Here is an 11900-nt window from a genome sequence, read left to right as displayed (position 1 = left end):
TCCCCCTTCCGTGTATTCTGTGTATTCCGTGGTTCAAATCTCCGGTCTCCTCTGCGTTCTCCAAATCTTCGCCCTGCAAATCTCCGGCATTCCATTGCCCACCATTCCCGTTGCTAAAAACCAGCGCCCCCATTCCCGAATCCCTTCCGGAAATGAGCTTTGCAAATCGCTATCACACACACAATGCCCCATTGGTTTCGTCGAAATCCCTGCCACTTTTCATGCGTATCCTAGATACCCCCCTTCTTCTTTTCATGCTCCGTCGCCTCATCCTCGCATCCCTCGCACTTCCATGCCTGCTCTCCGCCGCCGAACGCGGCCAGGATGCCTACAATCAGCGCATCCTCCCCCTGCTGCAAAAATTCTGCTACGACTGCCACGGCGACGGCTCCGACAAAGGCGACTTCGCCCTCGATGAATACCCCGAGTTTTCCAAGCTCATCGCCGACAAGGTACTCTGGGACCACACACGCCAGCAGCTCGTCACCCACGTGATGCCGCCGGAGAAAAAAGACAAACCCTCCCTGCCCGAGCGCGATGAAATCGTCGCCTGGATCGACAGCACCGTGTTCTGGTTTGATCCGCAGAAGATCGACCCCGGCCACATCACCTACCGCCGCCTCAACCGCACCGAATACAACAACTCCATCCGCGATCTGCTGTACGTGGACACCAAGCCCGCCAGCCAGTTCCCACCCGACGACACCGGCTACGGCTTCGACAACATTGGCGACGTCCTCAGTATCTCGCCCATGCTCATGGAAAAGTACATCCGCGCCGCCAACACCGTCGCGGTCAAGGCGCTCGACACCTCCAGCGTCGAGCGTCTGGACATGGAACTGGGTGCCAAGAAATTCTGGAATCAGAAAGGCGAAACCAAAGAGTGGGACGGCATCCGCTGGTTCCACGGCAACGCCGATGCCGCCACCAAGTTCACCGCTCCCGCCAGTGGCAACTACAAGCTGAAATTCCACCTCTCCGCCACCCAGGCCGGCCCGGATGCCGCCAAGGTCGCCCTCCGCGTGGATGACAAGGAACTCGGCACCTTCGACGTCACCGCCCCCTACCACGGCGAAAAAGGCCCCTGGCAGGCGATCCAGCAGCTCGTCCCCCTCAAAGGCGGCGAGCACAAAATCGTCGTGCGCTTCCTCAATGATTTCGCCGACCCGCAGAACCCCGATCCCAATAAGCGCGACCGCAACCTGGCGCTCCAAAAAATCGAAATCGAAGGCCCCGACGGCCTGCTGCCGCCGCGTGGCACCCGCCTCGTGCAATGGCTGCTCGATGGCAAGCCCGCAGGCCTGCCCGCCATCAATCTCAGCGGTGAAGATTTTGAAGCCGGTCAAAGCAATGCCTCTCGCGACACCGGCACCATCCAGCTCGCCTCGAACGGTTATGTGAAGCATCACCTCGATCTCGCCATCGCAGGCAAGTACCGCATCATCGTCAAAGCCGGTGCCCAGCAGGCAGGCGCCGAACCCGCAAAATTCGACGTTCGTATCGGCGGCAAAAATGCCGGCTCCTTCTCCATCACCGCCAAAGACCAGACCCCTCAGTCCTTTCAGACGGAAGTCGAACTCCCCGCCGGCAAGCATGAAATCCAGGTGTGGTTTCTGAACGATTTCTACGACGAAAAAACGCATCAAGACCGCAACTTCTGGCTCCATCAGCTCACCGTCGAAGGCCCCCTCGGCCAGCCCGGCGGCATCGCTGTCGCAGACGTGCATGGTTTGGTGGACAAACTCGGCCAGCGCCTCTTCCGCCGCCCGCTGCGCGATGCTGAAAAAGCCAAATGGCACGGCATCGCCGATCTCGGCCTCAAAGAAGACCTCCCCCCCCTGGAGGCCATCGGCTACGTGCTTCGCGGCATGCTCATGTCCCCCGGCTTTCTCTACCGTGGCTCACCCACCCCCGTGGGTGCCCCTCAGAACGGCGTCGCCTTGATTGACGAGTACAGCCTCGCTTCCCGCCTCTCCTATTTCCTCTGGGCCGCACCGCCGGATGACAAGCTCCTGCAACTCGCCGCCAAAGGCGAACTGCGCAAAAATCTCGCCGCAGAAGTGAAGCGCATGATTGCCGACTACCGCGCCTCCAGCCTCACCGAAGACTTCGCCGGTCAGTGGCTGCAACTGCGCGACATGGACATCGTCAATGTGGATTCAAGACGCTTCCCCGAGTGGACGGGCGGACTGGGCAACATGATGAAGAAAGAGTCCCAGACCTTCTTTGACAACATCCTGCGCAACAACCTCAGCGTCATCGAATTCCTCAACGCCGACTATTCCTTCCTCAATGAGAAGCTGGCCCGCTTCTACGGCATCAATGGCGTCAAAGGAGACAAATACCAAAAGGTCTCCCTGCAAGGCACGCCTCGTGGCGGCATCCTGACGCAGGGCAGCATCCTCACCCTCACCTCCACCCCCACCCGCACCTCTCCGGTCAAGCGCGGCCAGTACCTGCTCGAAAACATCCTCGGCACCCCGCCACCACCCGCCCCAGGCGGCGTCCCTCCTTTGGATGAGCGGAAGCAGCAGTTCGGCAAGCTCACCCTGCGCCAGCAGTTCTCCGAACACCGCAGCAATGCCGCCTGCGCCGGTTGCCACGCCTTTCTTGATCCCATGGGCTTCGCTTTTGAAAACTACGACGCCATCGGCCGCTGGCGTGCCGAAGAAAAGAAGCAGCCCATCGATGCCTCCGGCACCCTCATCCGTGGACAGTCCTTTGCCGACCTCGCCGAACTCCGCGCCATCCTCGTGCGCGACATGAGCGACCAGTTTGTCAAAAACCTCGCCGACAATCTCCTCATCTACGCCCTCGGTCGCGGCCTCGAATACTCCGACAAGCCCACCATCGATGACATCCTGCGCAAAGCCAAAGCCTCCGGCAACCGCATGCAGGACATCATCCTCGCCGTCTGCGAAAGCGTCCCATTCCAGAAGATGCGGGTAACTCAGTAACTCTACTTTGGTAAGTTATCAGTGGGCATAATATCCATCGGGATGTCTTTCCTGCGGCGTAACATCGCACGCCGTAGAATGTTCTTGGCAGGTCCACATGTTCCTTTCCGCTTGCCCCCAGTCCCAACGGGACTGCGCATCATAGCGAAGGGTTGCCGAGCCTTGGCAAGGCTACCCTGGTACCGGAGGTCAGTCACCGGAAAGCCAACCCAGCGCCTTCACCACACACCACGTCCACCAGCAGCGTTTGCAAAAAGCTCCGCCGCGTTCAGAGCGTACCGCCAGTCCCCAAAACCCGATAACTTATCAATGTAGAAGTAAAGCTGGTTTCATTTCGTGCCATTCCAAGGCAGATTCCAGAACCACCAGACGTCACTTCATGGACCAGTCCACTGCTAACAAAAAACCTTCCGGCGAAAGCTGGCGGAATGAGCCTGTTCAGCCCAAGCAAAAGGCCCTGCTTGAATTTCTCAAGATGCCCCTGCCCCCGACCCGTGGTGGAGCACACAACTTCATCAAAGCCGTCTTTGAAAGTCCTGCAGGCTATGCCCATCAGAAGGTCTGGAAGGTGGCCAGATACCAGCTGCACCCAGACCTGTATGCGCCCAAACTCAAGAAAAAGCTTCCGGTCCCGAAGTCTCCGTCCTTGCTCGGATTTTTGTTCAAAACCGCACTCCTGCTTGCGGTGATTTTTTATATCAAAAACAGGTATTCTGAGCCTGCCGTCAGCCCGTCATCCACACAGGAACCTATCGTCACAACGCCCACCGTCGCAGTCAAACACGACCCACCTCCACCGGCCCCCAAACCCAAACCGGCCAGCGACATCATTTCATTGCAGAACACCGACGGCCGAACCGTCCAGGCCAGGATTCTCGCACTCACCAAAACCACCGTCCTCATACGCCGGGAAGATGGCCAGACCTTTGATCTCCCTCTCGACCAGCTCACCGACGACTCAAAAGACCGCATCGATGAGTACCGCACCGCAAAACGCACAGGCTTGCTGAAGTGAATTCGGAATTATGTATTTGAGATACCCGTTAATACAGGTAGGGGCTGAATATGCGGAAGATTAGCGGTTTTTTCTCCTTTTGGGGCCAGTCGCTCCGGCACACTTTTTCAATTGGTGGGGCAATACTCGCTGTGAGCGGAGGTTTTTTAGCAATTTTTGTTACTCTGACGTTCAAGTATTTTCCAGCACTCGGCAGCGCTGAGTGGATTGCTTGGTTCAAGGAATATCAGATCGAAGTGATCTTTGTTGCGGGGATTATTGGCGGTTTGCTGCATGGCCCATATGTTGTTTACGGCGAGCTCGAAACGAAAGCGCGAGGAAAGATTGAAGCTGCCAACAAAGAAGCTGCGAACGCTCGCCAAGAGGCGCAGGTTTCCAGGAGGTATCTTTTGGAGCAACAAGAGAATACAAATTCAGCAAATTTGGAACAGGTGAAACAAGTCGCCGCTAAATACACCGCTGTTTTCCAAGTATCAGGGAATCCAGCTTGTCCATTTTGGCGCATGAAGATCATGCTCGAATCTGGCTTATTAAGCCTGGCTGAAATCCCTGACTCTCCCCGCCATTTTCAACAGACAGTCATGAACCTTGGATGGGCTAATCCCTTCGAGGGCGTCACTGCTCTTAAAGAAGAGAAAGAATGGGTCTTGGACAGGATTTGGACGTTTTTGCCTTGGGCAGTGCAGAAGCAAATTTTTGCGAGCGACGAAGCCGCCGATGCTCCATTCCTATATTTGGAAGCTATACTACCATCTCTCGCCGCAGGGAATGCGCCTGACATGCCACTCGTTGCTAAGCCGTCTTCTTTGGAGGTGGTGCTTTCGTCCTCGGAGCCGCCTGAAACACACGCCTCAACGCCTCCTCAGCCGTGAGTGAATGAAATGACAATGGCCCGTACGGGGCTTCTTTTCGGGTTTGGGATCGGGTTTCGGTTTCATTCAATGGGGCAGGTTATCCGCCCCGCCGCACTCCTCTGCCACAGCCGCCGCCCTGGTCCCCTGACCAGACCAGCTCATTTCCCTTTGATCAGACCTGCCGCAACGTTTACTCCGCCTCAATGCATTCCATCCTCATCATCGGCTGCGGCAGCATCGGCGAGCGCCACCTGCGTTGCTTCCAAAAATCCGGCCGCTGCTCCGTCAGCGTCTGCGATGCCAATGCTAAACTCCTCAGCGAAGTCAGCCAGCGCTACAACGCACCCGCCTTCAGCACCCTCGCGGAAGCCGTGCAGGCTCAACGCTTCGACGCCTGGGTCATCTGCACCCCTGCCCACACCCATCTCGCCATCGCCCGCGAAGGCGCATCCCATGGCGCGGCACTGCTCATCGAAAAGCCCCTCTCAGTCACCTTGGACGGTCTGGAAGAAACCCGCACCGCGCTCGCCACCAGCGCCCGCTTTGTTGCCGTCGCCTACGTTTACCACTGCTTCCCATGGATCATCGCAGCGCGTGAGTTTTTACAAACCGGTGCTTTTGGCAAACCTCTTCACGCCAGCGTCGTTGCCGGCCAGCACTTCCCCACCTTCCGCCCCGCCTATCGCGACATCTACTACGCACGCCACGAGACGGGCGGGGGCGCGATCCAGGACGCGATCACCCACATCGTCAACGCCATGGAATGGATGCTCGGCCCCATGACCCGCGTCTTTTGCGATGCCGCACATCAGCAGCTCGAAGGCGTCACCGTCGAAGACACCGTCAACGTCACCGCACGTCACGGCCCCGTGCTCGCCAGCTACGCCATGACCCAGTTCCAAGTCGCGAACGAAGCCATCTTCGAAATCCACTGCGAACACGGCAGCATAAAGATCGAATCCCACGCCCAACGCTGGGCCAGCATGAAACGCGGCGAGACCGCCTGGACCTGGCACACCACTCCGCCACTGGAACGCGACGACCTCTTCATCGCTCAGGCCAATGCCTTCCTCGATGGCATGGAGGGCAAGCCCTGCCATTTGTGCACCTTTGACGAAGCCGTGCAGACCCTGCGCTTCAATCGCGCCGCCCTCGACTCCGCCGCCACCGGCCTGCCCATCATCCTTTCATGAGCAGCAGTCCAAAACCACTCCGCCTCGCCATGCTCGGCATGATCGAAGGCAACGGCCACCCCTATTCATGGAGCGCCATCATCAATGGCTACGATCCCGCCGCCATGGCCGCATGCCCCTACGCAGGCATCATCGCCTATCTCGGCCAGCAGCCCTTGGAAACGATGGGCATCTCCGGTGCCCGCGTCACCCACCTCTGGACCGATGATCCCACCGACGCCCCCACAGTCGCCGCCGCCAGCCTCATCCCTCACATCGTCAACAATCCCGAAGACGTCATCGGTCAGGTCGATGCCGTGATCATCTCCACCGATGATGGCGACGACCACATCCGCCGCGCACGCCCCTTCATCGAAGCCGGCCTCCCCGTCTTCGTGGACAAGCCCATGGCCACCAACATCGCCGACCTCCGCCAGTTCGTGCAGTGGCATCGCGCCGGAGCCACCATCCTCTCCACCAGCGGCATGCGCTACGCACCCGAGATGCGCTTGACCGCAGAGCAGCACACCCATCTCGGCGACCTCCGCTGGATCACCAGCTTCACCTGCAAATCCTGGGAGCGCTACGGCATCCACGCCCTCGAAGCCATCGAGCCCCTCCTCGGCCCCGGCTTCCTCACCGTCCAAGCCCTCAGCGATTCCGGCGGCGACGTCATGCACCTCACCCACCGCAGCGGCGTCCGCATCACCATCGGTGCCATTCACGATGCCTATGGCAGCTTCGGCGCCGTCCATCTCTACGGCACAAAAGGTCAGCTCCCCCTCCGCCTCACCGACACCTACCACGCCTTCCGCGGCCAGTTGGTCGCTTTCATCGACATGCTCCAAACCGGCACCCGACCCCTGCCCTTTGCCGAAACCGTCGAACTCATGGCAGTCATCATCGCCGGTCGCCGCAGCCGCGAACAAAACGGCGCACTCATTCAAATTTCAGACATTCTTGCCGAATCCGACACATGAAACTCCGCCCCTCCCGCATCCTCCGCGAACTCCGCGCCGGTCAAAACAGCACCGTCATCAAGCTCAACCTCGGCGATCCCCGCATCGTCGAGCTCGCCGGACTCTCCGGAGCCAGCGCCGTCTGGCTCTGCAATGAGCATGTACCCAATGACTGGCTCAATCTGGAGCACCAAATCCGCGCCGCCAAACTGCACGACCTCGACACCATCGTCCGCGTCAACAAAGGCGGCTACAGCGAATATGTGAAACCTTTTGAATGCGATGCCACCGGCATCATGGTCCCCCACGTCACCAGCGCCGACGAAGCCCGCAATGTCGTCGATATGGTCCGCTGCCGCCCCCTCGGCAGCAAGGCGCTGGATGCAGGCAACATGGACGGCCTGTTCTGCCAGGTGCCTCTCGCGGATTACGCACATCATTGCAACACGGAGAAATTCGTCATCCTCCAAATCGAAAGCCCCGAAGCCCTCGAAGTCGTCGAAGAGATCGCCGCCGTACCTGGATTCGACATGCTGCTCTTTGGTGCAGGTGATTTCAGCCACCGCATCGGCAAGCTCGGCCAAGCCACCCATCCCGAAGTCGTCGCCGCCCGCAAGCGAGTCGCCGCCGCTGCGCTTAAATATGGCAAATATCCCGCCGTTGCCTCGCTTTTTGGTCAGAAAGAGCAAGTCCTCGCAGAAGGCACCCGCGTCTTCACCCTCGGTGCCGATGTGATCGAACTCGGCAACGCCTTCAAGAAGATGGTCGGCGACTTTGGCGGCGCTGACTCCGCAACGGCCAGCGATTCCATTTACAAATCCAAGTAACCGCCATGTCCGCCGATCTCTTCTCTCTCCAAGGCAAAACCATCCTCCTCACCGGGGGCGCAGGCCTCTATGGTCGTGGTCTCGCCGCCATGCTGGCGCAGACAGGTGCCACGCTGATCCTCGCCTCGCGTGATGTTGCCAAGCTGCAAGTCGTCGCAGATGAAGAAACAGCCAAAGGCCACCGCGTCTTTGCCGAAACGCTGGATCAGGGAGATGAAGCCTCCGTAATCGCACTGCATGAGCGCATCACCGCGCAGCATGGTGCACTGCATGGTTTGGTAAACAACGCCGTGCTACGTCCGATGAAGGGCGCAAATGGCACGGTTGAGCAATTTGCGGAATCCATGCGCGTCAATGCCACCGGCGTCATGCTCATGCACCGCCACTTTGGCCAGACCATGGCCGCAGCAGGACGTGGCAGCATTGTGAACATCGGCAGCATTCAGGGCATGATCGGCCCCAGCTACGAACTCTACACCGGCACCAACATGGGCGATATGCCGCCGGATTACTTCTTCCACAAAGGCGGCATGGAAAACCTCACCCGCTTCTACGCCGCCCTCTACGGCCCGCAGGGAATCCGCGTCAACAACCTCGCCGCCGGTGGCTTTTTCAACCACCAGCCCGAGCCCTTTTTGCAGCGCTACTGCGAGCACACCATGCTCGGCCGCATGGCCAGCGAGTCCGATCTCGGCGGCACCGTCATTTTCCTGCTCAGCGATGCCTCCCAATACATCACCGGCGTCAATCTGCCCGTCGATGGCGGCTACACCGCGAAGTAGTCCAGAGCTTCAGCTCGTTCTGGGAGGTTTGGCGGCGCAATCTTCCTAAATCCGCATGGCATTCCAGGCCCTCGTGGCCTGCAGGCTGTCAGCTTTCCAGCTTGCCAGCCTTACTCGCATGTTATTATGTTAAATCCTGACCGTATTTCAACAAACCACGCGCCCACCACCATGAAACATCTCATCCTGACATGCCTTCTCTTTTTGGGACACGTTGTTCTCCAAGACCTTCATGCGGAGACTCTGGCGGAGTTGAATACGGAATACACCGCCAAGCGCACCTCCGGACTGCAGCGCCTGAATGATGCTGCCAAACTCCAGCTCGAAGGGGTCAAGCAAGGCCAGATGTCCGCAGGCAGCCTGGCAGGAGCCAACGCCACCAACGCCGCAATTGCTGACCTCCCCACCATCACGGCAAATCCGACCAAGCCACCCAGCATCACGGCAGAGAGTCTGCCACCGGAGGCAGGCCGCATCCTGACCGACCACTCAGCCAAGGTCTGTGCCGGTCTGGTGGGGCTGAACAAGCTCTACATCCCGAGGTACGAGGCGCTGAAGACGGTGCTGCTCCAGCAGGGAGATCTGAACAACGCCAACGCAGCCGACGGCAAAGCCAGGGAGATGAATCAAGAGAACAGCGTGCTCACCCCCATGATGAATGTGAAGGACAATTCATCTGGAAAAGACGCTCCCGCAGACAAACCTTTCACCATTGAGTGCTATGTGGACGGCAACACCGAACTGCACATCACAAAAGAGGGCTTTTACTGGGCCGTGTTGGGTGGCGAGGCCAAGGTAGGCATCAAAGACGACGAGCAAGAGCCTTGCTATGTGAATGGCAGCCGGTGGAAGCCCAAGTGGCGCACCCAGGGCACTCGCGGCCCTGACATGTGTGATCTTTATCCATTCCCCATCCGCTCTCTGGAGCTGACCGCCGAGGTGGTCTCGACCACCAATGCGCGCTATGGAAAAGCCCAGATTCGAGGCCCCATCTCCAGCGGCCTCAAGGGCGATCACTTTGTGGTTAATGTCCCCGATCCTGAAGGCGGTTCCGCATGGTACAAGATCCGCCTGAAACCCGTCGGAACTCCGTAGGGCACACCGTCCATCACTACTTAAGTTCCGCTACCGGAATGCGGAAGAACTTGTCCGTGCGGGACTTCTGCTTGTCCTCGCCACCGAGGCAATAGACAAAGCCGTCCAGCTTCACCAAGCCCACCATCGCCGCATACGGCAGCGGCTTCGCCTTTCGGTAGCTGTCCGCCTTCACATCATAGATCATAGCATCTGCCGTGAAGTCAGTCGTATAGCCTCCGGCGAGGTAGATGTGCTGATCATCCAGCGCCAGCGCCACGATTCCACGATTTGCCACCGCGAGCGACTTCAGCGCACGCCAGGTGTTTTTTGCGGGCGAAAAAGCATAAGCTTCCACTGAGTTCACCGGGGTGCTTGTCGTTGCATCATAGTTCATCCCGCCGAAGACGAAGAGTTCATCACCCACCACCGCCGATGCGGCCACAGCGAAAGGCTTGCCCGGGTAGTCGGCGAGAGGAACGGCTTGCAAGTGCCGGTCCTGCCGGGGTTTGTCGATGTAAACGATTTCATGCATCGACTTGCCAATCTCTGACAAATTGGCTGCATCTTTCATTCCTCCAACGATCAATCGTCTTCCCGAAACTTGTCCGCCCGCAGAAAGCACGACCCTTTCGGTGAGACCTCGAATTTTCCAGCCTTGCGAGGTTTTGATGGAATCAATCAACAGCGACTCAGGATGCGATTTTTCTCCATCGGTGCCACCAAGCACGGTGACTTCGACATCATTGCCCTGGCACAACACGCCATAGGCCAGGGGCCCTCCTGGAATTTTTGCGTCAAATTCAGACCTCCATTTCAAAGTGTGTGTGTCGAAGTGCCGGATGAAATTCAGCCAGTTTTTTTTGCCACCTTCCCAGTTCGTTCCACCAACAACGACAATGGAGTGACCTTGAACCCCGCATGCAAAGCCCCCGTTCGGTTCCGGCAGCGGCGGCAGCGGCTCCCAGTCAGCGGCATTCGCAGCGCAGGTAAGCGGCGCAACCAGCGCGGCTCCAATTTTAAATACTCGTGTTATCATCGGGAGTAGTCCTGCATTCATAGTGTGCAGTACAGGTCGCAGCTCATAGCGCCAAACTTTCTGCTTTCCTGCCCAATCGCCTGGTCTTAAAAACAAACCAGGAAACACTCGCATAAGAGCGCGTTTATCTGCTCTCATCTACTCCGGCACGCACGACACATGACTCACTTCTCCTGGCTCGATTACACCATCTTTGGCGTCTATCTCACGGCATCGGTCGCCGTTGGGCTGCTCTCCGCGCGCGGGTCCAGGTCTCTAAGCGATTACTTTCTCGCGGGTCGTGGCATGGGCAGCATCCTCGTCGGCATGTCCATTCTGGCGGCGTTGTTTTCCGGTATCAGCTTCCTCGCGGGTCCGGCGGATGTGTACAAGAACGGCTTTGGCTTTGCCTACATCATCCTGGCGTTTTTCATCGCCACACCGTTCACGGCGCTGTACATGATGCCGCTGTTCTATCAGTCGCGCTTCTTCACGGCCTACCAGTTTCTCGAAGAGCGCTTTGCACTCTCTGTGCGACTCCTTGCTTCTGGGTTGTTCATCTTTCGCGTCGCGCTCTGGCTGGCGGCCGCCACTTATGCGCCCGCGCTGGCGCTGGAAAAAGTGACGGGCATCCCGCTGTGGATCACCATTCTGGCCACCGGCACCCTGACCACGCTGTACACCGCACTCGGTGGCATGCGTGCGGTCATCTGGACGGATGTGATGCAACTGATCGTGCTCTTTGGCGGACAGTTGCTCATCGTCTATGTGGCCGTGGGCAAGATCCCCGGCGGTCTCGGCGGTGTCTGGGACACCGCACTGGCGGATGGACGCATGGACCTGAGCATGTCCTTCAGTCTGGCGGAGCGTGTCAATCTGGGGTCGGTGCTGGTGGCGGGGGCCTTCCTGCATCTGGTGCAGATGGCGACCGACCAGGTCTCAGTGCAGCGCTACCTCAGCGCAGGCAGCTTGCAGGAGGCCAAGCGCTCGCTGTGGCTCAAGCTCTGGTTCATCCTGCCCGTGCTTATTCTGTTTTATGGCATGGGACTGGTTCTCTACGCTTTCTACAAAACGCATGGAGATCCGATGGCTGCGGGCCTGATTGCCAAGGAGGACCAAATCCTGCCATTTTTCGTCGTGACGCAGCTTCCGTCCGGGCTGCCGGGTCTGCTGATCGCGGCGATCTACGCGGCCAGCATGTCCACGATTTCAGCCGGGCTGAACTCCCTCGCCTCCGCCACC

The 11900-nt window shown here is 58.7% G+C and carries 10 protein-coding genes; 9 read left to right on the top strand and 1 reads right to left on the bottom strand.

Translation table 11 applies throughout. From position 1 onward, the window contains the following. Window positions 1-254: 254 nt before the first annotated feature. From PSV43_RS23700 to PSV43_RS23665, 8 genes are all read left to right on the top strand, one after another. Window positions 255-2957, top strand: coding sequence for a DUF1592 domain-containing protein (locus tag PSV43_RS23700; protein ID WP_300203575.1), 2703 nt, complete (start codon window positions 255-257; stop codon window positions 2955-2957). Window positions 2958-3204: 247 nt separating this feature from the next. After that, a complete protein-coding gene (locus tag PSV43_RS23695; RefSeq protein WP_300203573.1) occupies window positions 3205-3972 on the top strand; it encodes a hypothetical protein in 768 nt (255 codons plus the stop codon). Between the two features lie 50 nt (window positions 3973-4022). Further along, on the top strand, window positions 4023-4844 hold the full coding sequence (locus PSV43_RS23690) for a hypothetical protein (RefSeq protein WP_300203571.1): 822 nt from the start codon (window positions 4023-4025) through the stop codon (window positions 4842-4844). A gap of 185 nt (window positions 4845-5029) precedes the next feature. Beyond that, entirely contained in the window at window positions 5030-6019 is a 990-nt protein-coding gene (locus PSV43_RS23685) for a Gfo/Idh/MocA family oxidoreductase (protein WP_300203569.1), read from the top strand. Then, entirely contained in the window at window positions 6016-6978 is a 963-nt protein-coding gene (locus PSV43_RS23680) for a Gfo/Idh/MocA family oxidoreductase (protein WP_300203568.1), read from the top strand. Before PSV43_RS23685 ends, PSV43_RS23680 begins: the two co-directional genes overlap by 4 nt. Next, the gene (locus PSV43_RS23675) at window positions 6975-7784 is read left to right on the top strand and encodes an aldolase/citrate lyase family protein (protein ID WP_300203566.1); all 810 of its coding nucleotides are present in this window, start codon (window positions 6975-6977) and stop codon (window positions 7782-7784) included. The genes PSV43_RS23680 and PSV43_RS23675 overlap by 4 nt, the downstream gene beginning before the upstream one ends. A 5-nt stretch (window positions 7785-7789) precedes the next feature. Then, window positions 7790-8566: an SDR family oxidoreductase gene (locus tag PSV43_RS23670; RefSeq protein WP_300203564.1), complete on the top strand. Its 777-nt coding sequence runs from the start codon at window positions 7790-7792 to the stop codon at window positions 8564-8566. Window positions 8567-8737: 171 nt separating this feature from the next. After that, entirely contained in the window at window positions 8738-9661 is a 924-nt protein-coding gene (locus PSV43_RS23665) for a hypothetical protein (RefSeq protein ID WP_300203562.1), read from the top strand. Between the two features lie 16 nt (window positions 9662-9677). Here the strand turns inward: PSV43_RS23665 and PSV43_RS23660 are convergent, their stop codons facing one another. After that, window positions 9678-10679: a hypothetical protein gene (locus PSV43_RS23660; protein WP_300203560.1), complete on the bottom strand. Its 1002-nt coding sequence runs from the start codon at window positions 10677-10679 to the stop codon at window positions 9678-9680. A 159-nt stretch (window positions 10680-10838) separates the two neighbouring features. Between PSV43_RS23660 and PSV43_RS23655 the strand changes: the two genes are divergently transcribed. Then, the coding region (locus PSV43_RS23655; protein WP_300203558.1) for a sodium/solute symporter at window positions 10839-11900 on the top strand (1062 nt) is incomplete at its 3' end.

It is taken from the genome of Prosthecobacter sp. (genome assembly GCF_029946185.1).
Taxonomy (GTDB): Bacteria; Verrucomicrobiota; Verrucomicrobiia; order Verrucomicrobiales; family Verrucomicrobiaceae; genus Prosthecobacter.
Note: the sequence above shows the minus strand (reverse complement) of the source record. Positions and strands in the feature narration are given on the sequence as shown.

Bases quoted from the DNA above. Each gene is read 5' to 3' on its own strand.
- PSV43_RS23670 (WP_300203564.1), top strand. From the start codon at position 7,790: ATGTCCGCCGATCTCTTCTCTCTCCAAGGCAAAACCATCCTCCTCACC.
- PSV43_RS23680 (WP_300203568.1), top strand. From the start codon at position 6,016: ATGAGCAGCAGTCCAAAACCACTCCGCCTCGCCATGCTCGGCATGATC.
- PSV43_RS23675 (WP_300203566.1), top strand. From the start codon at position 6,975: ATGAAACTCCGCCCCTCCCGCATCCTCCGCGAACTCCGCGCCGGTCAA.
- PSV43_RS23665 (WP_300203562.1), top strand. From the start codon at position 8,738: ATGAAACATCTCATCCTGACATGCCTTCTCTTTTTGGGACACGTTGTT.
- PSV43_RS23685 (WP_300203569.1), top strand. From the start codon at position 5,030: ATGCATTCCATCCTCATCATCGGCTGCGGCAGCATCGGCGAGCGCCAC.
- PSV43_RS23700 (WP_300203575.1), top strand. From the start codon at position 255: ATGCTCCGTCGCCTCATCCTCGCATCCCTCGCACTTCCATGCCTGCTC.
- PSV43_RS23660 (WP_300203560.1), bottom strand. From the start codon at position 10,679: ATGATAACACGAGTATTTAAAATTGGAGCCGCGCTGGTTGCGCCGCTT.
- PSV43_RS23690 (WP_300203571.1), top strand. From the start codon at position 4,023: ATGCGGAAGATTAGCGGTTTTTTCTCCTTTTGGGGCCAGTCGCTCCGG.